The organism is Bacillus pretiosus, from assembly GCF_051294775.1.
GTDB lineage: Bacteria > Bacillota > Bacilli > Bacillales > Bacillaceae_G > Bacillus_A > Bacillus_A wiedmannii.
The window spans coordinates 292,755-313,563 of the sequence record NZ_JBPPHF010000002.1 but is presented as its reverse complement, the minus strand read 5'-3'; the positions used below and the strand labels follow the sequence as shown (position 1 = coordinate 313,563).

General features: G+C 37.0%; 19 protein-coding genes and 3 other annotated features. Of the genes, 6 read left to right on the top strand and 13 right to left on the bottom strand.

Translation table 11 applies throughout. The features are described 5' to 3' along the window. The 8 genes from ACSG5Z_RS09820 to zapA form a co-directional block, all read right to left on the bottom strand. Window positions 1-1,434 (bottom strand): NEAT domain-containing protein (locus ACSG5Z_RS09820; RefSeq protein ID WP_435711368.1); only part of this gene is annotated, 1,434 nt, incomplete at its 3' end. Between the two features lie 19 nt (window positions 1,435-1,453). Further along, window positions 1,454-2,161, bottom strand: a complete 708-nt coding sequence (isdC, locus tag ACSG5Z_RS09815) for a heme uptake protein IsdC (RefSeq protein WP_147786627.1) — start codon at window positions 2,159-2,161, stop codon at window positions 1,454-1,456. A 498-nt stretch (window positions 2,162-2,659) separates the two neighbouring features. Further along, window positions 2,660-3,985, bottom strand: coding sequence for a branched-chain amino acid transport system II carrier protein BrnQ6 (gene brnQ6, locus ACSG5Z_RS09810; RefSeq protein ID WP_088609274.1), 1,326 nt, complete (start codon window positions 3,983-3,985; stop codon window positions 2,660-2,662). 117 nt (window positions 3,986-4,102) lie between these two features. Beyond that, window positions 4,103-4,353, bottom strand: a binding site (T-box leader). Between the two features lie 108 nt (window positions 4,354-4,461). Then, window positions 4,462-5,151, bottom strand: coding sequence for a 23S rRNA pseudouridine(2604) synthase RluF (locus ACSG5Z_RS09805; RefSeq protein ID WP_088609275.1), 690 nt, complete (start codon window positions 5,149-5,151; stop codon window positions 4,462-4,464). 194 nt (window positions 5,152-5,345) lie between these two features. Further along, on the bottom strand, window positions 5,346-7,706 hold the full coding sequence (locus tag ACSG5Z_RS09800; protein ID WP_048544317.1) for an endonuclease MutS2: 2,361 nt from the start codon (window positions 7,704-7,706) through the stop codon (window positions 5,346-5,348). A gap of 19 nt (window positions 7,707-7,725) precedes the next feature. After that, window positions 7,726-9,444 carry a DNA polymerase/3'-5' exonuclease PolX gene (gene polX / locus ACSG5Z_RS09795; RefSeq protein WP_087982280.1) on the bottom strand — a complete coding sequence of 573 codons (1,719 nt, stop codon included), beginning with the start codon at window positions 9,442-9,444 and terminating at the stop codon, window positions 7,726-7,728. A gap of 55 nt (window positions 9,445-9,499) precedes the next feature. Next, window positions 9,500-10,039 (bottom strand): CvpA family protein, encoded by a 540-nt coding sequence (locus ACSG5Z_RS09790; protein ID WP_000565411.1) that lies wholly within the window; start codon window positions 10,037-10,039, stop codon window positions 9,500-9,502. Window position 10,040: 1 nt separating this feature from the next. Continuing rightward, window positions 10,041-10,310 carry a cell division protein ZapA gene (gene zapA, locus ACSG5Z_RS09785; protein ID WP_000082701.1) on the bottom strand — a complete coding sequence of 90 codons (270 nt, stop codon included), beginning with the start codon at window positions 10,308-10,310 and terminating at the stop codon, window positions 10,041-10,043. 124 nt (window positions 10,311-10,434) lie between these two features. On the opposite strand from zapA, the gene rnhC reads away from it, so the two are divergent. The 3 genes from rnhC to ACSG5Z_RS09770 all read left to right on the top strand — a co-directional run bounded on the left by rnhC (window position 10,435) and on the right by ACSG5Z_RS09770 (window position 12,173). Beyond that, window positions 10,435-11,370 carry a ribonuclease HIII gene (gene rnhC, locus ACSG5Z_RS09780; protein WP_435711364.1) on the top strand — a complete coding sequence of 312 codons (936 nt, stop codon included), beginning with the start codon at window positions 10,435-10,437 and terminating at the stop codon, window positions 11,368-11,370. 116 nt (window positions 11,371-11,486) lie between these two features. Then, a complete protein-coding gene (locus ACSG5Z_RS09775; RefSeq protein WP_435711778.1) occupies window positions 11,487-11,663 on the top strand; it encodes a hypothetical protein in 177 nt (58 codons plus the stop codon). Between the two features lie 258 nt (window positions 11,664-11,921). After that, window positions 11,922-12,173, top strand: a complete 252-nt coding sequence (locus ACSG5Z_RS09770; RefSeq protein WP_088609277.1) for a hypothetical protein — start codon at window positions 11,922-11,924, stop codon at window positions 12,171-12,173. Window positions 12,174-12,217: 44 nt separating this feature from the next. Here the strand turns inward: ACSG5Z_RS09770 and ACSG5Z_RS09765 are convergent, their stop codons facing one another. The 5 genes from ACSG5Z_RS09765 to ACSG5Z_RS09745 form a co-directional block, all read right to left on the bottom strand. Continuing rightward, a complete protein-coding gene (locus tag ACSG5Z_RS09765) occupies window positions 12,218-12,352 on the bottom strand; it encodes a YuzL family protein (RefSeq protein ID WP_087985370.1) in 135 nt (44 codons plus the stop codon). Window positions 12,353-12,444: 92 nt separating this feature from the next. Further along, window positions 12,445-13,836, bottom strand: a complete 1,392-nt coding sequence (asnS, locus tag ACSG5Z_RS09760) for an asparagine--tRNA ligase (protein WP_435711363.1) — start codon at window positions 13,834-13,836, stop codon at window positions 12,445-12,447. A 52-nt stretch (window positions 13,837-13,888) separates the two neighbouring features. Next, window positions 13,889-14,140: a binding site (T-box leader), on the bottom strand. A 142-nt stretch (window positions 14,141-14,282) separates the two neighbouring features. Next, window positions 14,283-16,703 carry a phenylalanine--tRNA ligase subunit beta gene (gene pheT / locus ACSG5Z_RS09755; RefSeq protein WP_435711362.1) on the bottom strand — a complete coding sequence of 807 codons (2,421 nt, stop codon included), beginning with the start codon at window positions 16,701-16,703 and terminating at the stop codon, window positions 14,283-14,285. Window positions 16,704-16,721: 18 nt separating this feature from the next. Continuing rightward, window positions 16,722-17,756 (bottom strand): phenylalanine--tRNA ligase subunit alpha, encoded by a 1,035-nt coding sequence (gene pheS / locus ACSG5Z_RS09750; RefSeq protein WP_000388220.1) that lies wholly within the window; start codon window positions 17,754-17,756, stop codon window positions 16,722-16,724. A 43-nt stretch (window positions 17,757-17,799) separates the two neighbouring features. Continuing rightward, window positions 17,800-18,028 (bottom strand) — a binding site (T-box leader). Between the two features lie 48 nt (window positions 18,029-18,076). Next, window positions 18,077-18,874 carry a TrmH family RNA methyltransferase gene (locus ACSG5Z_RS09745; RefSeq protein WP_137036649.1) on the bottom strand — a complete coding sequence of 266 codons (798 nt, stop codon included), beginning with the start codon at window positions 18,872-18,874 and terminating at the stop codon, window positions 18,077-18,079. Window positions 18,875-18,956: 82 nt separating this feature from the next. Here ACSG5Z_RS09745 and sspI point away from each other — a divergent pair, with 82 nt between their 5' ends. The 3 genes from sspI (at window position 18,957) to ACSG5Z_RS09730 (ending at window position 20,754) form a co-directional block, all read left to right on the top strand. Continuing rightward, window positions 18,957-19,166 carry a small acid-soluble spore protein SspI gene (gene sspI, locus ACSG5Z_RS09740; RefSeq protein ID WP_000009511.1) on the top strand — a complete coding sequence of 70 codons (210 nt, stop codon included), beginning with the start codon at window positions 18,957-18,959 and terminating at the stop codon, window positions 19,164-19,166. Between the two features lie 177 nt (window positions 19,167-19,343). Continuing rightward, window positions 19,344-19,901 (top strand): HD domain-containing protein, encoded by a 558-nt coding sequence (locus tag ACSG5Z_RS09735; protein WP_001189002.1) that lies wholly within the window; start codon window positions 19,344-19,346, stop codon window positions 19,899-19,901. Between the two features lie 139 nt (window positions 19,902-20,040). Next, window positions 20,041-20,754, top strand: coding sequence for a CPBP family intramembrane glutamic endopeptidase (locus ACSG5Z_RS09730; RefSeq protein WP_087985373.1), 714 nt, complete (start codon window positions 20,041-20,043; stop codon window positions 20,752-20,754). The last annotated feature ends 55 nt before the right edge of the window (window positions 20,755-20,809 follow it).

The following is a 20,809-nucleotide window of genomic DNA, read 5'->3' as shown; positions in this document are numbered from 1 at the left end:
GTTTCCACCTTGGTTATCGTTTCCACCTTGGTTATCTAACGGTTTAATGCTACCTTTATCAAATGCAAATTGAATGTCATAAAAATGGTGATAATTCATTGAATCGATATCTACTTTTACTTTTGCATTTAACTTTTTAGATACATCGTCTACTTCTACTTCCACTACGCGTGTATCAGCTTTTTTATCTTCACTTAATACACTCGCATCAACGAACGAACCATTTTTCTCAAATTCAAACTTTGTAATCCATGCACTATTCGTTAATGTGAATGATACATATTTTTTACCATCTTTCACCTTTAACACGCCCGGACTCTTCGTATACGTGTTCATCATTGAAATTTCTTCTGATTGATCTTTTAAAGCTTTGAAATTGATGCTGTATTCACCGGCTTTAATTGTTTCAACATTCGGCTTCTCTACTTCTGGTTTCTCTACCTCTGGCTTTTTATCACCGTCTGGTTGCTTTTCTTCGTTCTTAATTGGCTCAAGTTTATCTTGTTCAAATAAAAGTTGTACATCATGTGTTTGCTTATAGTTTCTTGATGCCATTTCGATAAATACTTTTGTATTTAATTTTTTTGATAAATCGTCCACTTCAAACTCTACTACTCTTGTATCTTTTTCTTTATCTTCACTTACTACTTTTGCATCAGCAAATGCGCCATCTTTTTCCGTTTGGAAATTTTTAATTAATGAGCTACTTGTTAGTGTTACAATTGCCTTTTTCTTACCGTTTTCTACTTTTAATACTCCTGGATTTACCATGTAATTATTCATCTTAGATTCTTCATCTGTCTTATCTTTTAACACTTTAAATGGAATACTATAATTCCCATCGTTAATTGTGTTAGAATTGGGTTGTTGATCTGGGTCAGGCTTTTGGTCGGGCTTCTGACTTGGATCCGGTTTTTCATTTGGATCTGGCTTATTTGCTGGATCCTCTTTTTCATTTGGTTTTTCTACATGAATCGGTGTAATACTATTTTGATCAAATGCAATACGCACATCATAGTCATGATGATAATTTAAAAAGTCTATGTCTACTTTTACTTTCGCATTTAATACTTTCTCTACATCGTCCACTTCAAATTCTACTACTCGTGTATCTTTTTCTTTATCTTCACTACTTACATTTGTCGCAACAAACTGGCCACTTTTTTCTGTTTCAAACTTCGTAATCCATGAACTATGTTCTAACGTAAAGGATACCTTCTTCTTCCCATCCTTCACTTTTAAAGTTCCTGGACTTACAGAGTATTGATTCATCATAGATTCTTCATCTGATGTATCCTTAAGAACTTTGAAACCGATTGAATATTCACCGTCAGCTAGTTGGCTTGCTGCTTGAACTGCAAGAGGTTGTAATGTTGATACGAATGTAAATATCATTAAACACATCGCAACAACAATTTTAAGATATCTATTCAATGGAATAACGCTCCTTTATTTAGTTTTGACGTACTTTACGAATTAAGAAAACACCTGAAATAAGAATTAACACTGCAAATAATCCGATGCGTGCTTCATCGCCTGTTTTTGGGTTATCTGTTTTTTCAGCTTTTCCACTTTCATTTGTTCCTTTGCTTGCCTCTTTATTTGCTTCTTTACTCTCTTCTTTCTTCACTTCTTCTTTTACTTGTGTATCTGTTTTTGTTTGATCATTATTCTTTGTTACAGTAGTTGCTTTATTTTCTCCACCTACCGCTTTTACATTTGCATCAAATGCAAAGCGAATTGTGTAGTTATGGTCATAATTTACGTTAGGTACAACAACATGAATTTTTACAGCTGCTGGTTTAGATAAATCGTCTATTTTAAACTCTACAGTTCTTTTATCTGCAGATTCATCTTTACTAACAACTTTTGCATCAACAAAGTTTCCGTTCTCTGGTGCTTTAAATTCTGTAATCCAAGCACTATGATTCATAGGAATTTGTACTCTCATCTCACCATTTTTCACAATTAACTTAGCTGGTTTTTCAAAATAATCATTTGCCATTGAAGCTGAATCATTTTCTGCTTTTTGTATGACATAGTTAATATCGTAAGTACCGTCAGCTACATTTGCCGAAGCTTGTCCAAATGGCACTACGAAAAAAGCTAGCATACATACGAATGTCATAATAAAAGCGGGTAATACAGAAATCTTTCTCATTTGGCTTACTTCCTCCTTGTTTATCTTTCATCCATACTTTTTGAAAATGATAATTATTCTCAATATATAAGAAAAAAATAATAATCCTCTATCATTATTTAATTGTAATTTATTTATGTAATATAGATATTATTGATTATCATTCTCACTAAGTGTTAAAAATAATATCCCTCCCTATTCCTTATAAAGAGCGATTTACATTTTAACATAAGTCCCTATTTCTTTTGATGATTATCATTCTCAATGAAGGTCAAAAAAAATAAAACTAACCATTCTCCTACTCTATCACCTCTATCTACAAAATGATATCGTTATAGAAAACCTTATACCTTTCACTCCTCACTTTCCTTCTAATATTTCCACAACTAAGTCAATCTTAGCCTAATGCTAATTTTTTTGTCAACTATATTACGTATAAAATTTTTAATATCTAAATTTCCCTATATGCAATTTTTCCTACAAAAAAAGAGACTTTCTTTCATAGAAAGCCTCTTTTCACTATTTTTCTACAGCAACTTCTTGCTTTTGAAATAAAGAAACTACATATCCAATTGCAATTCCAATGATACCCGGAACTAGCCAACCAATCCCTACACTATATAGTGGAATTTTATCTAAGATAGGAGCAAGGGCCGCTACTTGAAGATTTGCATTATGCAATCCATCAAAGAAGCTAATTGCAAATGCTCCTACAATACCGCCTACATACATAGCTAATGGAAGACGAATATAGTTTTCAACAAGTGATAATACAATCAGTACGATACCAATTGGGTAAATTGCAATTAAAATCGGTAATGCTAATGCGTTTAACTGAGTTAACCCAAGGTTTGCTACCATAAATGCTAATACACAGAAGATGAAAACAACCTTTTGATAAGAAAGCTTTGGTAATAAGGAAGAAAAATATTCCCCACAAGCTGCAACAATACCTACAGAAGTTGTTAAACATGCCGCTGTAATTGCGATCCCTAATAATAAAGTTCCGTAACTACCAAATAAATGATTTACAACGTTTGTTAAAATAATTCCTCCGTTTGCTCCCATTCCAAGAGACACACTAGAAGCTCCCAGATAAGCAAGTGCTAAATAAACAAGTAGTAAACCGAGCGCTGCAATAAATCCTGCAAAGATTGTTACTTTTGCAATGCTGTTCTTATTTGTAACGCCTTTTGCTTTTAAAGCATTAATAACAACATTTCCAAAAACAAGTGCTGCAAGTCCATCTAAAGTTAAATATCCATCAATAAAACCTTTAAAGAGCGGAGCATTATACGCTTCTGTCGGTGCACCAAATTCTCCAATTGGTGTAATAATTGCTTTACCTACGATAATTGCTATAACAGCTAACAAAATTGGAGTTAATACTTTACCGATGCGGCCCACTAATTTCGATGGGTTTAAAGCTAAATAGAAAGTTACTGCAAAGAAAATGAATGTAAAGATAACAAGTGGATATGATTGACCAGCTATATCACTTGGTAAAAATGGTGCAACACTCATTTCATAAGCAACTGTTCCTGTACGCGGAACACTTACGAATACACCTAAACATAAATAAATTGCAGTGATAAAAACAAGTGCGAATACAGGGTGTACACGTCCCGCTAGCTCATTAATATCTCCCTTTAGAGCTATAACAATTACCCCTAATAAAGGTAATCCAACACCTGTTACGATAAAGCCAAATAACGCGATCCATACGTCTGTTCCAGCACCTTGCCCTAAAGCTGGCGGGAAAATCATATTACCTGCACCGAAAAATAGTGCAAACAACATTAAACTTATTGCAAACATCTCAGAAAACTTTAAAGATGATTTCATTTCTACTAACCTCCTAAATATTTTTACATTGACAAAATATTCTGAATTAAAGACCGTCACATATCCTCTTTCAAGCATACTTCCCCGTAAAAGAACGCAAAAAACACCCGTCCCTAACAAAGGGACGAGTGTTGAAATCGTGGTTCCACCCTTATTCTAATAAAATGAATTTATAACAAAATAAGCTCATTTTATAGCTCGTGTAAATTGATAACGGTTTTATCCGCCAAGAATTACAATGCATCATGCAGTTCACTCTTGAAGTTTAGAGGTGGTAAGTTTGTCTTTCCGTATTAGGAAGCTCACAGCCTAGGCTTCCCTCTCTGAGAATCGTCAAAAACAACTCATGTCCTCATCATTACTTTTATAAAATATCTTGTCGAAACTTGTTGTTTTTTATTATATGGGCTATTTTTTAAAAAATCAATAGTTTTATTTTTTCTGACAAAAAAATATAGGGAGAAAATTTCCCCTCCCTATATTTGCCCTATTAATATTTCTAATTCCTCAGCTGTAATGTTACGCCATTTTCCCACTTCTAAATCATCTAGCTCTATATTCATAATACGAACCCGCTTTAGCTTTGTTACAGTAAACCCGAAAGCACGGCTCATTCTACGAATTTGTCTGTTCATTCCTTGCGTTAAAACGATGCGAAATGTAGATTGATCCACTCTCGTCACTTTACAAGGCTTCGTCATTCCATCTTTAATCTTTACACCGCTGGACATCTCATCAATAAACCAATCTGTAAACGGCTTATCAACCGTAACGATGTATTCTTTCTCGTGCTCATGATCACCGTGTAAAATTTGATTTGCAATCGCACCGTCATTCGTTAATAAGATTAGTCCTTCCGACGCTTTATCTAATCGCCCAACAGGAAAGATACGCTCTGGGTAATTGATATAATCAATAATATTATCTTCAATATGATCGGCTGCTGTACAAGTAATTCCGATTGGTTTATGAAAGGCAATATACACCTTTTCCTTCTCTTCTTTTGCAATAACCTGTCCATCAATCGTTACCACATCACCATCGCTCACGAGTGCACCGTGCGTACATATTTCGCCGTTAATAGCCACGCGTCCGGCTTTAATGAGACGGTCTGTTTCGCGTCTTGAACAGGATTTTGCTTCGCTTATGTATTGGTTGATTTTCATAGCTTATTCCTTTTCCTATATATTAAAAGCGGCAATCTATGGCAATATCACTCTGCCACGATTGACGCTCTTTTACTTCGCAAAAACAACTAAATAAATAACCCCAATTACCAAAAATATTCCGCAACAAGCTAACAATACTTTTGCAAGTTTGTCCATAAACATATAATGGTTCCCCTTTGTTTCGTTGTTTGCTATTTTAATTCGACAACTGTTACGCCTAGGCCTCCCTCGCCCATGTCACCGTAGCGGTAGTTTTTCACACCGCGGTGTTTCTTCAAGTAATCTTGTACACCTTGGCGAAGCGCTCCTGTTCCTTTACCGTGAATAATTGATACGCGCGGATAGCTTGCAAGCTGTGCATCGTCTAAATATTTTTCAACGCGCATCATTGCATCTTCATAACGTTCACCGCGAAGATCGAGCTCTAACGAAACGTGATAATCTCTACCCTTCACACTTGCGACTGCTTTTTTCTCAGTTTGCTTCGGTGTATTAATGTATTCCATATTGGATTCTTTCACTTTCATCTTCAGAATACCAATTTGTACGCTCCACTCTGTATCACTTACTTTTTCAAGCAATTGACCTTTTTGACCAAACGTTAACACTTTTACTTCATCACCTGCGCGTAATTGTTGTTTTGGCGCTGTGTTTTTCACGTTTACTTTTTGTTTCTTCACAAGCTCTGGCGCCGCACCTTCTAGACGGCTCTTCGCTTCAATAAGCTCATGGTCTTTCACGTTTATAAGCTGTGCTTTACGCAATTGACGAAGTTCTTGAATAATGCCTTCTGCCTCTTTCTTTGCAGCTTCGACTTTTTCTTCCCCTTCTTTTTGCGCTTTTAATAATTTTTCATCGCGCTCATCATTAAATTCAATAATTTGACGCTGTAATTCGCGATGCAGTTTTTCAGATTGCTTGCGAAGTGCTTCTGCTTCGTTCCAGTCACGCTCTGCATTCTTTTGACTTTCTTCTAACTTCGCAATCATATTTTCAATTTTGTTTGTATCTGTACTAATGTGGTTACGAGCTTGATCAATCACGCGATCAGATAGTCCAAGGCGCTTCGAAATTTCAAAGGCATTACTACGTCCTGGTACACCGATTAATAATTTATACGTTGGGCTTAATGTGTTCACGTCGAACTCAACGCTCGCATTAATAACTTTCTCACGGTTATATCCGTATGCTTTTAATTCTGGGTAATGCGTCGTAGCAACAACGCGAGCACCACGATTACATACTTCATCTAAAATTGAAATTGCTAATGCAGCCCCTTCTTGCGGATCTGTTCCAGCACCTAATTCATCGAATAAAACTAAGCTTTCAAAATCAGCTTTTTCTAAAATATCAACAATGTTCACCATATGTGAGGAGAACGTACTTAAACTTTGTTCAATCGATTGCTCATCACCGATATCGGCAAAGATATTTTTAAATACACAAATCTCTGATTCATCCATTACTGGAATGTGAAGGCCAGATTGCGCCATTAGCACACAAATACCAACTGTTTTCAGCGTAACTGTTTTACCACCTGTATTTGGTCCTGTAATAACAATTGTCGTGAAATCTTTCCCTAACATAATGTTATTTGGCACGATAATTTCTGGATCAATAAGCGGATGACGTGCTTGTCTTAAATCCATATAACGTTCGTTATTTACGATTGGTTTCGTTGCTTTTATACGCTTCCCATAAAAAGCTTTCGCAAAAATAAAGTCAAGATTCGCAACTACTTCTACGTTAGATAAAACGATATCCGCTTCTACTGCCACTTCTTCTGTTAACATCAATAAGATGCGTTCGATTTCTTGTTTTTCTTTCACTCGTGCTTCTTGAAGCGCGTTATTTAACTCTACAATGACTTGTGGTTCAATAAATAACGTTTGCCCAGAAGCTGATTGATCGTGGACAATACCGCCATATACACCGCGGTATTCTTGTTTTACTGGGATTACGTAACGTTCGTTACGAATCGTTACAATCGCGTCAGACAGCATCTTTTGCGCGTTGGAAGAACGCGTCATATTTTCTAACTTTTCACGAATACGACTTTCCGCAGTACGAATTTGAGTACGAATACCACGCAGTTTATCACTTGCGCTATCGACTACTTCACCGCCATCACCGATACAATTTGTAATTTTCTTTTCTAAATCATATAAAGATACAATTTGAGCGACATGAGTTTCTAAAATTGGAAGCTCGACACCATTATCAACCATATCTTCAATGAAACGTTTCATATTGCGACTACCATACATCGTATTGGCAATATCAAGTAGTTCATTCGGGCTTAACATACTTCCAATCTTTGCACGCTTCACATTTGAGCGAATATCCGTAATACCACCTAATGGTGCACTACCTTTTAAACGAATGACTTTCGCTGCTTCATCTGTTGTATCTTGCATTTCTACAATTTCTTCAAAATCAGTGCTTGGCACTAAATGCTTCACTTTGTCACGGCCAAGTGAAGAGGCTGTATGTTCAAGTAATTGTTCTTTTACTTTATTATATTCTAATACACGCAACGTTCTTTCTAACATGTTGCAGGTCCCCCTTGTGTTACTTATTACGTTTAATATAGTCTAATAAACGTTCGATATCCCACGTGTTAATCACGTTATCTTTTTGAATCCAACCTTTACGTGCTGCTGCTACACCTGTTTCCATATCTTCTAACATTTCAAGCGTATGAGCATCCGTATTAATCGCTACTTTTACACCAGCATCTTGTGCTTGTTTTAATAATTTCGCGCTTAAATCTAGACGGTTCGGATTCGCATTTAATTCTAAAACTGTATTTGTTTCTTTTGCGAGCTCGATTAATAAATCTGTATCCACATCATAGCCCTCGCGGCGTCCAAGAAGACGTCCTGTCGGATGAGCAATCATTGTGACATGCTTATTCTCCAGCGCAGCACGAAGACGTTTCATAATCGTTTCACGGTCTTGTGAGAAGCTAGAGTGAATCGCTCCAATGACATAATCTAATTCTGCTAATACTTCATCGTCAAAATCAAGTGTTGCATCCGGTAAAATATCCATTTCAATTCCGCGTAAAATTGTAATGTCTGGATACTTTTCGTTCATACGTTCAATTTCTTTCGCTTGTTCACGAAGGCGCTCTTTCGTTAAACCGTTCGCTACTTTCAAGTATTGTGAGTGATCAGTAATCGCCATAAACTTATATCCACGAGCACGGCACGCTTGTACCATCTCTTCAATGGAAAAAGCACCATCACTCCATGTTGTATGCATATGTAAATCACCTTGTATGTCAGAGAACTGAATTAAGTTTGGATACTCTTTAATTAATTCAATTTCTTTTCCATCTTCACGCACTTCTGGTGGGATAAATGGAAGACCGAAATGAGCGAAGAACTCCTCTTCTGTTTCAAATGTTCTCACTTCACCTGTTTCTAAGTTTTCTACACCGTACTCACTAATTTTCTCGCCTCTATCTTTCGCGATTTGGCGCATTTTTACGTTATGATCTTTTGATCCTGTGAAATGGTGAAGGGTTGTAATAAATTCTTCTGGTTTTACTAAACGGAAATCGATTGAAATATCATATTCATATTGAAGACGAACAGAAACTTTTGTATCTCCACTTGCGATTACTTCAATCATATTATCAAATTGCAGTAAATGCTCACGTACTGCAGCTGGTTCTGTCGTTGCAATAATAAAGTCTAAATCTTTCACTGTTTCACGAACACGGCGCAAACTACCAGCACGAGAGAAACGAATTACTTCAGCAATATTCGACAATTTCTCCTCTATTTCCCCGGCAATAGGTAATACCATTGCGATTGGTAAACGCTCTGGACGAGAGCCTACTTGATCGATTGCTTCTAATATTTTCTCTTCTGTCTTCTTACCGAAACCTGCTAAAGCTTGTACTTTATTTTCCTCACAAACCGCTTTTAGCGATTCCATATCAACAACACCAAGTTCTTTATATAACTTAGCTACCTTTTTACCACCAAGGCCTGGTAATTTTAATAACGGTAATAAGCTACTTGGCACTTCTTTTTCAAGCTCTTGTAATACTTCAGATGTTCCCGATTCTATATATTCTTGAATAACTGCTGCTGTTCCTTTTCCAATGCCCGGAATCTTCGTGAAATCTTCAATCTCAGAAAGACTACGATCATCACTTTCTAATGCTGCCGCCGCCTTACGAAATGCAGATATTTTAAATGGATTCGCGCCCTTTAGTTCCATAAAAAGCCCAATTGTCTCTAGTAATTTAATAACTTGTTTTTTATTTACTTTCATCATTACCCCGCCTTTCTTTCATAGAAAAAAACTCCTCTTTCCGAAAAAAGAGAAGTTATACTCTGCTACCTGTCTGCCATAGTTCCTTCACCTTTTCAGAAAGAATCGGTGTATCGTCTACAATTATTTTGCTAATTGATGATTTTTGTAATGGTGTTTGTATTTGTTCAATCGGAAGAATGTTTCCAACGATAATTAAAACAAACAAAATAATATATACTTCTAAAAATCCGAGGATTGCCCCCGCAAACGCATTGACTTGCTTTAAAACCGGTATTTCTGCAAACATATTTAACAAATTACCAAGTAATGAAAGTGCAATTTTTGTAATAATAAACAATATGATAAACGCAAGCGCTTGATAAAATACTGTTTCAATATTATTTGCATCAATCCATTCTGGAACAGATACGTTTTTATCAAATGGATACGGAATAAATTTCGCAAGTGCTGGCGCTAAATCTTTACAGTACCAGTATGCAACAAGGTATGCGATAATAAAGCTTGTTAACTTTACAAGTTGCAGAATAAACCCTCTGCGTAAGCCGAGGAAAAATCCCATAACAAGCAGTAAAATGATAATAATATCAATCATGTTATTCCATTCCTTTTTTTGTCATACTTTCTTTCAATTTCTCATGTTCTTCTTTTAATTTTATGTAATCGTGTATGACGTTTACTGCCGTCAATACCGCTAGTCTACTCGTGTCAAGCGAAGGATTCTTGGCATTGAGTTCGCGCATTTTATCATCCACAATCGCTGCTACCATGCGGATATGACTTGTACTTTCATCGCCAACAACTGAATATTGTTGACCATAGATTTCTACATTAATTCGACTTTTCTTTCCCTTTTGTTGTGACAACTCACCGGCCTCCAATCACGTACAGAATCCTAAAGTTTATCATACCATGAACCATCATATTATGGAAACAGAAAGAACAATCCGATATGATAAAAATAACAATATAAAAAAAGGAGCGACCATCTTGTCAAATTCTATCGTAATACAAACAAGTTCTACAGTAATTGAAGACATGAAACAACAATACAAACAAGCGCTTAGTCCAAAAACCCCACAAGGCGGGATCTTCATGGCAAAGGTGCCATCTTGCACGATTACAGCTTATAAATCTGGAAAAGTAATGTTCCAAGGTGGCCGTGCTGAAGCAGAAGCTTCTCGTTGGCAAACTGTCTCTCAAACACCGAAAACAGCTGTAAAAAAATCTGTAGATTCACACCGTTATGCACCCCCTGTTTCCATCGGTACAATGTCTATCGTAGGGTCAGATGAAGTTGGTACTGGTGATTTCTTCGGACCGATGACAGTAGTTGCTGTATATGTGGATGCGGAGCAAATCCCACTGTTAAAAGAACTTGGTGTAAAAGACTCTAAAAACTTAAATGACGATCAAATTACTGCCATTGCAAAACAACTTCTACACGTTGTTCCTTACAGCTCTCTTGTCCTTCATAATGAAAAATATAACGAGCTATTTGATAAAGGAAACAACCAAGGTAAGTTAAAAGCTTTACTGCATAATAAAGCTATTACAAACTTATTAGCTAAAATTGCACCTACAAAACCTGAAGGCGTCTTAATCGATCAATTCACACAACCTGATACATACTACAAATATTTAGCAAAACAAAAACAGGTACAGCGTGAAAATGTTTACTTCGCGACGAAAGGCGAAAGCGTACACTTAGCAGTAGCCGCTGCCTCCATTTTAGCTCGTTACTCATTCGTAAAACAGTTTGACGAACTAAGCAAAAAAGCCGGTATGCCACTTCCAAAAGGTGCTGGTAAACAAGTTGATATTGCAGCTGCTAAATTAATTCAAAAGCTTGGTAAAGAACGATTACCTGAGTTTGTGAAAATGCATTTCGCTAATAAGGAGAAGGCGTTTCGCTTATTAAAATAGTATCGACAAAAACAGGAGGCTACAAACTCCTGTTTTTTTGTTTCCCCTACTATTATCCTTATAATTTTGTTACATTTAAAATATACAGATTATTCTAATATAGGAGGAGATTCCCATTGCTACTTCTACAAATGATTCTAAATATTTTACTAGGCGATCCACACGAAAGACAGTTTGAAATTAGAGAAAACATTCAGCTACTAAGTGAACAACGAGAGTTCAACGGTTTAATAGAGCGTTATGGCCGTTCTTTCTTATTAAACTTTCGGATTCGAAGATTTATCCCGCTTTAATGGGCAGTAAGACCCCCACCTCAAAATTCAGCGAAAGCAAAGAAGTTAGGTGGGGGATCAACTGTCCATAAAAGTCCGATTGGTTCAACTAATAATCAGTGGGGGATGAAGAAAACCCCCACTGATTAAAGTTTCACTTTATCGGGAAACACGATGCCCGCTTGTTAATACATAATCCAGCAAAACTACAGCACTTCTGTGAGGAACTTGAATCTATGATTAGAAAAAAAGGATTGTTTACATAAGGAGGTATTTCATATGAACGCTGTAAAAGTTAAAAAGGTATTATATGTTTTCGTACACCTCGTGGGCCCACTTTCTTACCTCACTATTTCTACCATTTGGGGAGCTTTTTTCACTACTAAATCTACATTCGAAAATATATCTGATAATCTTGGTGTGATGGCTATCTATTACGTGCTTATGAGTTTACTGTGGTTTTTCTATTTAGATCGATTAGACAAAGATGTAGATAAAATTACAAAAGAAATTAATGATAATAAGGTGTAATACATATAAAAAAAGGAGAGCCGCCAAGACTCTCCTTTTTTATGTTAACTTCTTTTCTGCTTCTTATTTGATGAAGATACTTTATGAGAACCTGTTTCATGTGCCGTCGTTCCTTGTCCTTCTATTTCTGGAGAACCAAGGCTTGATCTTGAATGATCTTTTTTCACTTTTTTACTCATTTATATTCACCCCTTCGTGTTACTTTTTGCTACGAGGTAATAAACTATGCAAAATAAAAAGCGAGAGGATTTCCTCTCGCTTTTTTCATATTTTAGAATTCAGAAGAACCTGGAGTTCTTGGGAATGGAATTACGTCACGGATGTTAGCCATGCCAGTGATGTACATTAGGAAGCGCTCGAAACCTAGACCGAATCCAGCGTGTTTTGTACCGCCGTATTTTCTAAGTTCTAAGTACCACCAGTAGTCCTCTTCGTTCATACCTAATTCTTTAATTCTGTCTACTAAAACGTCCATTCTTTCTTCACGTTGGCTTCCGCCGATTAATTCGCCGATGCCAGGAACTAGAAGGTCAGTAGCAGCTACTGTTTTTCCATCTTCATTCATACGCATGTAGAACGCTTTAATGTCTTTTGGATAGTCAGTTACGAATACAGGGCGTTTGAAAATTTCTTCTGATAAGTATCTTTCGTGCTCTGTTTGTAAGTCAATACCCCATTCTACTGGATATTTGAAGTCAGCACCTGACTCTTGAAGCACTTTAATTGCTTCTGTATATGTGATACGACCGAAGTCAGAGTTGATTACGTTGTTCATGCGCTCAAGAACTGTTTTATCAACGAAGCTGTTGAAGAATTCCATTTCTTCTGGTGCATGCTCTAGTACGTATTTCATTGCATATTTCAGCATATCTTCTGTAAGATCCATTACGTCGCCTAATTCAGCGAATGCAATCTCCGGCTCAACCATCCAGAACTCAGCTGCATGACGAGTTGTGTTAGAGTTTTCTGCACGGAATGTAGGTCCGAATGTGTATACGTCACGGAATGCTAATGCATAAGCTTCAGCGTTCAGCTGTCCACTTACTGTTAAGTTTGTTTCTTTGCCGAAGAAGTCTTTTGATTCATCAACTTGTCCGTCTTCACCTTTTGGTACGTTGTTTAAATCTTGCGTTGTTACGCGGAACATTTCGCCTGCACCTTCTGTATCACTACCAGTGATGATTGGTGTATGAACATGTACGAATCCACGCTCTTGGAAGAACTGGTGAATCGCAAATGCTGCGACAGAACGTACACGGAACGTTGCAGAGAATGCATTTGTTCTTGGACGTAAGTGAGCGATTGTACGTAAGTATTCAAACGTGTGACGTTTCTTTTGAAGTGGGTAATCAGAATCTGATAAGCCCTCGATATCAATTTTTTCTGCTTTAATTTCAAATGGTTGCTTCGCTCCAGGCGTTGCAATTACTGTACCTTCTACTTTAATTGAAGAGCTAAGTGGAAGTTTTGCAATTTCTTTGAAGTTTTCTAACTCTGTATCGAAAACGATTTGAACGCTTTTGAAGAAGCTACCGTCGTTTAATTCGATGAAACCAAATGCTTTTGAATCACGTAAGTTACGAATCCACCCTGATACTTGTACTGTTTGACCTGCGTATTTATCTGTATCTCTATACAGACTTTTTACTAATGTGTTTTCCATAGTGAAATTCTCCTTTGCACATATATTTAAATACAAAAAAACCTTTCATCCATAAAGGGACGAAAGGTTAAACTTCGCGGTACCACCCAATTTGTCATAAAGACCAACTTTAACTCGTATGTAATACATACTTCCCGGTTTGTAACAGGCCGGATTCCCGTCTAAGTCTACTCTTGAATACAAGATTCAATTTCGGTTAGCAACTCCAAGGTGTTCTTCACATATACCGCCTCATCAGGCTCTCACCGTCCCTGACTCGCTTTGGATTATAGTATATACTACTTTTCCTTATCATCGTCTTTCATTTTGTTAAACTAAAATTAATGTACTACATTCGAGAGAAAGATGCAAGATACCAAAAAATATATCAGCGATTTTTGTAATATATCGATTTTCCGACAATCGTGCCATAAAAAAATTGCCGGGCTTAATCCGGCAATTTCTCATTACTTACGTAACTCCGCACCAAACTTCTCTTCTACCGTTGTTAATACACGGTTATGTGCTTCTGTTACTTCTTCGTCTGTTAACGTACGTTCTGCATCGAAGTATGTCATAGAGAATGCAAGTGATTTCTTGCCTTCTTCCATTTTTTCACCTTCGTATAAGTCAAATAGCGTTACGTCTTTCAGAAGTTCTCCGCCAGCTTCAGCAATAACTTGCTTCATTTCACCAGCTTTTGTTTCTTTCGTTACGACAACAGCCATATCACGTGTCATAGATGGGAAACGTGGAATTGCTGCGTAGTAAGTTTCTTCTGCGTCTGCACCAAATACTTTTACAAGAGATAATTCGAATACGAATGTATTTTTCACATCTAATTGTTTTTCTGCTTCTGGGTGCAATTGACCGATGAAACCAATTACTTCGCCATCTAATACGATGTCAGCTGTACGACCTGGGTGCATCCCTTCACGTTTTGCTGGTGCATAAGTGATTTGGTTTGCAACGCCAAGTACGTCGAATAATCCTTCTAGTACACCTTTCACAACGAAGAAGTCTACTACTTTCTTCTCACCTTGCCATGCATGGTGAAGAGCAAGTCCTGTCATAACACCGGCAAGATGTTGTTCTTCTTTCGGAAGTTCTCCTGCTTCTGTTGGTAAGAAGACAGAACCTACTTCGTATAAAGCAACACTATCGTTTTTACGTGCCACATTATATGAAACAGCTTCTAGTAATTGCGGTACTAAGCTTAAACGAAGTTGGCTACGCTCTTCACTCATTGGAAGTGCAAGATTTACAGGAGCTTTTTCATTTGGCTCGACCATATATTGCTTCGCTTTATCAGCGCTTGTTAATGAATATGTGATCGCTTCATATAAACCAGCACCCTCTAGGAAGCGACGTACTTTACGACGTTTCGTTTGTGCTGATGTTAATTTACCACGAGTCATTGTTCCAGAAGGTAATGTAACTGGAATGTGGTCATAACCGTATAGACGACCCACTTCTTCTACTAAGTCTTCTGAAATTGTAATATCAGGACGACGTGCTGGTACATTCACATGGAATGTTCCTTCTACTTCTGTGAATGGGAATTTCAAGTTTGTGAACATTGTACCCATTTCACTTGCAGAAATATTTGTACCTAATACACGGTTTACTTTTTCAGCAGTAACAGATACTGTACGCTCTTGTACTTGTAAGTTGTCAGCTTCTACTACACCTTCAAGTGCTTCTCCGCCAGCGTATTTCGCCATTAAAGCAGCTGCGTGTTGAATTGCTTCAAATGTACGTGTTGGATCGATTCCTTTTTCAAAACGTGCGCTTGATTCACTGCGAAGACCTAAGTCTTTTGATGTACGGCGCACTGTTTGACCTGCAAAGTATGCAGATTCAATTAAAACGTTTACTGTCTCATTTGTAACTTCAGAATCCGCTCCGCCCATTACACCAGCAACAGCTAAAGCTTTTGTTCCGTTTGTAATTACAAGGTGGTGGCTTTGTAACGTATGCTCTTGATCATCTAACGTTTCAATTTTTTCGCCTTCTTTTGCAAGACGAACAACGATTTCTTTTGAACCTAATTTATCGTAATCGAATGCATGTAACGGTTGACCGTATTCCATTAAAATGTAGTTTGTAATATCCACTACATTGCTAATTGGACGAATGCCAGCTGCCATAAGGCGCGTTTGCATCCACATTGGTGATGGACCAATCTTTACGTTCTTCACCATTTTTGCAATATATAATGGGTTTTCTTCTTTCGCTTCTACACTTACAGAAATGTAATCAGAAGTTTTTTCTGCTGTTTCTTGTAAGCTGATAGCTGGAAGTTTTACTTCACGGCCATAAATAGCAGCGACTTCATATGCAACACCTAACATGTTTAAGCAATCTGCACGGTTTGGTGTTAAACCAAGCTCAAGTACTTCATCATGTAAGTTTAAAATTTCAAGTGCGTCTGCACCAACTTCAGCGTCACTCGGGAAGATGAAGATACCGTCTGCATATTCTTTTGAAACTAACTTTCCATCAATGCCAAGCTCTTGAAGCGCACAAACCATACCGTGAGAAGCTTCACCACGTAGTTTTGCCTTTTTAATTTTGAAGTTGCCAGGAAGTACAGCACCAACTTTTGCAACTGGTACTTTTAAACCTTTTGCAATGTTAGCAGCTCCACAAATAATTTGAACTGGCTCTTCTTCACCGATATCGATTAAACATTTGCTTAATTTATCAGCTTCTGGGTGTTTTTCACATTCTAATACGTGACCAACTACAACACCTTTTACACCTTTATTTAATAATTCAACACCTTCTACTTCAATACCACTTTTCGTGATTTTGTCTGCTAGTTCTTGTGCTGTTACATCTTTAATATCTACATACTCTTGTAACCAACGATATGATACGAACATACTTATCCTCTCCTTCCCTTACGCTCGTTTGAATTGTTGTAAGAAACGTACATCATTTGTATAGAAATGACGAATGTCATCTACGCCGTATTTCAACATTGCGATACGCTCTGCGCCCATACCGAATGCGAAACCTTGATATTCTTTTGAATCATAACCAGCCATTTCAAGTACGTTCGGATGAACCATACCTGCTCCTAAAATTTCGATCCAGCCAGTTCCTTTACAAGTGCCGCAACCTTTGCCGTGACACATCATACAAGAAATATCCATCTCTACAGATGGCTCTGTGAATGGGAAGAAACTTGGACGAAGACGGATTTCACGATCTTCACCGAACATCTTTTTCACGAATACTTGCAGTGTACCTTTTAAGTCACTCATGCGAATGTTTTTATCAATTACAAGACCTTCAATTTGCATGAATTGGTGTGAATGCGTCGCATCATCGTCATCGCGGCGATACACTTTACCAGGACAAATAATTTTAATTGGGCCTTTTTCTTTATTATTTTCCATCGTACGTGCTTGCACAGAAGATGTATGTGTACGTAGTAACGTTTCTTCTGTAATGTAGAATGTATCTTGCATATCACGCGCTGGGTGATCTTTCGGTAAGTTTAATGCTTCGAAGTTGTAGTAGTCTTTTTCTACTTCTGTTCCTTCAGCTACTTCATACCCCATACCGATGAATACATCTTCAATTTGCTCAACAACAGCTGTTAACGGATGGTGACAACCTGTTTCAACAGGACGGCCTGGTAGTGTAACATCAATTGTTTCCGTAGCTAATTTCGCTTCAATTACTGCTTTTTCTAAGTTTCCAATTTTGTCTTCTAAACGCGTTTGAATCGCTTCACGTACTTCATTTACTAATGCTCCCATACGTGGACGCTCTTCTGCTGATAATTTTCCCATGCCGCGTAATACTTCTGTAATTGGACCTTTTTTTCCTAAATACGCTACGCGTACGTCGTTTAAGCCTTTTAGCTCTTTCGCTTCTTCAATAAGCTCTAACGCTTTTTGCTTTAGCTCTTTTAAACGTGCTTCCATTTGGAACCCTCCTAATTTTAAAAATAAAAAAACCTCGCTCCCAAAAAGGGACGAGGTAAATTCGCGGTACCACCCTAAATTGACAGACCAGGTCTGCCCACTCATTAGTTATAACGATCAATTCTGACCGGAACGCCTTTACATATATATGGTCCTGGCGTCAACTCCAGAGGTGAATTCACTTCCGTCTACCATAAGAATGCTTTCAGTCTAAGGCATTCTCTCCCTATATGGCGATTTTGTAAGTTACTCTTCTCTATCAACGTTTTTCGTTATTTAACTTTTAATATAATATACTTCAACTTATTATAAGAAGTTTTTTATTTGTTCGCAACTGGGCTTTGTAAATAATACGTTAAAATCCCTGCTGCAACCGCAACATTTAATGATTCTGCCCCGCCGTAAATCGGAATATACAAGTTTTGATCCGTTTTTGCAAGAATTTCTTGGCTTACGCCGCTTCCTTCATTTCCTACAATTAATGCAAAACCACCAGCTGGTGTTACTTCACCATACGGAACTCCATTTTCAAGAGCTGTTCCATATACAGGAACGTTATTTTCTCTTAACTTGTCTACCCACTCTTCTAAGTTCCCTTTTACAACTGGTAAATGGAAAATAGAACCTTGTGTAGAGCGAAGCACTTTACTATTATATGCATCAACGCATCCTTCTCCAAGCACAACAGCATGAATACCAGCTGCATCAGCTGTACGAATAATTGTCCCTAAGTTGCCCGGGTCTTGAAGACCATCTAATAAAAGAAACTTTCCATCTGCAAGAGCTACTTCACTCTCGTGTTTCTCACAAACAGCAAATACCCCTTGCGTCGTTTCTGTTTCACGGAGTACTTTTACGATTGCTTCAGGTACGATATACATTTCCACATCATTAACTGTCCAATCTTTCGGAAGATCTGTCTGATCAGAAACGATAAGTTCTGTTACAACTCCTGCTTTTAAAGCTTCTTCCACTAAGTGGAATCCTTCTACAAAAAATAAACCTTTTTTATCGCGCTCTTTTTTCGTCTGCAGCTTTTTCCACTGCTTCACACGCGGATTTTGCACTGAATCAATGTTTTTCATAATATGTATTTCCCTCTCTTCTTGTCTTATCATTATAGCCTATTTTTCATACATATTTACATAAAAAAGAACAAAAACTAACGTCAGTTTCAATTCTGAAGAAGAGGTGAAAATAATGAGTTTTAATTTACGCGGTGCTGTATTAGCGAATGTATCTGGAAATTCACAAGATCAATTACAAGAAACGATTGTCGATGCAATTCAAAGCGGTGAAGAAAAAATGCTTCCAGGTCTTGGCGTTTTATTCGAAGTCATTTGGAAAAATGCTGATGAAAATGAAAAACACGAAATGTTAGGAACACTAGAGCAAGGATTAAAAAAATAAACAATAAAAGGTCACCTTAGAAAAAAACTAAGGTGACCTTTTATGTCTATAAAATTTTTCTTCTCCTAAACATTTCTACTTTACTAACGCTACACAGATGGAGTACAATATTCAAAATACATTTAAACCGATCGATTTTCTTTATAGACACCATTAGATAAAAGGAGTGAATGTTTTATGCAACGTATTACGCTTGAACAAGTTTTTAAACATCACATTACACAAAAATATGTAAACCGTTCTGGAATGGTCCACGCGATTGCTGTCGCTTACCATGCGTTTCACTTAGCGAAAAAGCATCATGCCTCAGTCGATGCTGCAACAAAAGCTGGTTTCCTTCATGATATCGGACATCACACATGGTACAGCGAGGGAGAATGGGATTATGACTTGTATAAAAAGAATGATATACATGCGATTAAAGGAGCAGAAAGAGCTCATAAATTGCTTATTAGATTAGGAGAACATCCGAAACTAGCAAAAGAAATTTCTATCGCGATTCTTCTTCATACAGATTCTTTCTTAGTACAGCAAGAAATTGAAAGAACATCTCTTCAAAACATTATTAAATGGGCAGACGAAGCAGATGAAGAACCGGGCGGAGCGCACCATTATAGAACGATTTCTTATGAAAAAGCATTAAAAGCTATTCAACAGTTAGACCGATTGGTAGAACGTGAATTGCAAATAGAGCAATCAAAATCGAATAACAAGGCAGAACATAGTTATCAATGAGAAAGAGGCATCACTATAGGGTGATACCTCTTTTATTATTTTATGGAAAATACACCTTTATATGTAATATTTAAATATTACATATAAAAACAAAATACTCTATAATTAAATATACAAATATAAAGAGGTGATTTTACAAATGCAACCCGCTACACAACTTTCTAATGAACAGAAATACTCTATGTCATGGGGACAATTTATTAGCTCCGTTTTATTCGCTTTTTTCGGAACCGGACTTATTACTGTGTTCCTCGCAATGCCCTTAACAATTTATACAGCCGGTCTTACAGATAAAAAACAAATTGCCCTGTATGAATCTATTGCAAATACTGCAAGTATCGTATTACAACTAGCCGTGTTGTTATTCTTCATTTTTAAATTCGAACCCGCAAAAAAATTACTACTAAAATCTTTTAACTTTAAAGCACTTAAAGAATGGCGTACATACGTATACTTACTTCTTTTCTTCGCTACAAATATTTTACTCAATTACATCTTGTTAAATTATATGTTCCAAGACGCAACAAAGCAGCAATCTTCCGCACTTAACTTAGACGTTTTCAAGCAGTATCAAATATTATTACTTCTCGGCTTCGCAATACTTACACCAATTTTTGAAGAGCTGATTTTCCGTGGTTTTATACTCCGCTTCTTCTCAGAACGCTTTCCATTTTGGATTGCAGCTATCGTAACAAGTTTCTTCTTCGGTATCGCTCATACATACTCACTTGGCGTAATGGTAATTACTTTCTTCATGGGATTATTAATGGCTATTTTATGTAAAAAAACAAAATCCATTATTCCAGCTATGTTATTTCATATTATGAATAATATGTTGGCATTCTTGAGTTAGAAAGAGGTATCATCGCGATACCTTTTTTATTAATTCGTATCATTACTTCTCATTT

Excerpts from the sequence above, each read along its gene's own strand:
- asnS (WP_435711363.1), bottom strand. The coding sequence starts at position 13,836 with ATGGAAAACACATTAGTAAAAAGTCTGTATAGAGATACAGATAAATAC.
- ACSG5Z_RS09745 (WP_137036649.1), bottom strand. The coding sequence starts at position 18,874 with ATGATAAGACAAGAAGAGAGGGAAATACATATTATGAAAAACATTGAT.
- ACSG5Z_RS09805 (WP_088609275.1), bottom strand. The coding sequence starts at position 5,151 with ATGAAAATCAACCAATACATAAGCGAAGCAAAATCCTGTTCAAGACGC.
- pheT (WP_435711362.1), bottom strand. The coding sequence starts at position 16,703 with ATGTTCGTATCATATCGTTGGTTACAAGAGTATGTAGATATTAAAGAT.
- isdC (WP_147786627.1), bottom strand. The coding sequence starts at position 2,161 with ATGAGAAAGATTTCTGTATTACCCGCTTTTATTATGACATTCGTATGT.
- ACSG5Z_RS09735 (WP_001189002.1), top strand. The coding sequence starts at position 19,344 with ATGCAACGTATTACGCTTGAACAAGTTTTTAAACATCACATTACACAA.
- pheS (WP_000388220.1), bottom strand. The coding sequence starts at position 17,756 with ATGGAAGCACGTTTAAAAGAGCTAAAGCAAAAAGCGTTAGAGCTTATT.
- ACSG5Z_RS09765 (WP_087985370.1), bottom strand. The coding sequence starts at position 12,352 with ATGAGTAAAAAAGTGAAAAAAGATCATTCAAGATCAAGCCTTGGTTCT.
- brnQ6 (WP_088609274.1), bottom strand. The coding sequence starts at position 3,985 with ATGAAATCATCTTTAAAGTTTTCTGAGATGTTTGCAATAAGTTTAATG.
- ACSG5Z_RS09790 (WP_000565411.1), bottom strand. The coding sequence starts at position 10,039 with ATGATTGATATTATTATCATTTTACTGCTTGTTATGGGATTTTTCCTC.
- ACSG5Z_RS09800 (WP_048544317.1), bottom strand. The coding sequence starts at position 7,706 with ATGTTAGAAAGAACGTTGCGTGTATTAGAATATAATAAAGTAAAAGAA.
- ACSG5Z_RS09770 (WP_088609277.1), top strand. The coding sequence starts at position 11,922 with ATGAACGCTGTAAAAGTTAAAAAGGTATTATATGTTTTCGTACACCTC.
- sspI (WP_000009511.1), top strand. The coding sequence starts at position 18,957 with ATGAGTTTTAATTTACGCGGTGCTGTATTAGCGAATGTATCTGGAAAT.
- polX (WP_087982280.1), bottom strand. The coding sequence starts at position 9,444 with ATGAAAGTAAATAAAAAACAAGTTATTAAATTACTAGAGACAATTGGG.
- ACSG5Z_RS09730 (WP_087985373.1), top strand. The coding sequence starts at position 20,041 with ATGCAACCCGCTACACAACTTTCTAATGAACAGAAATACTCTATGTCA.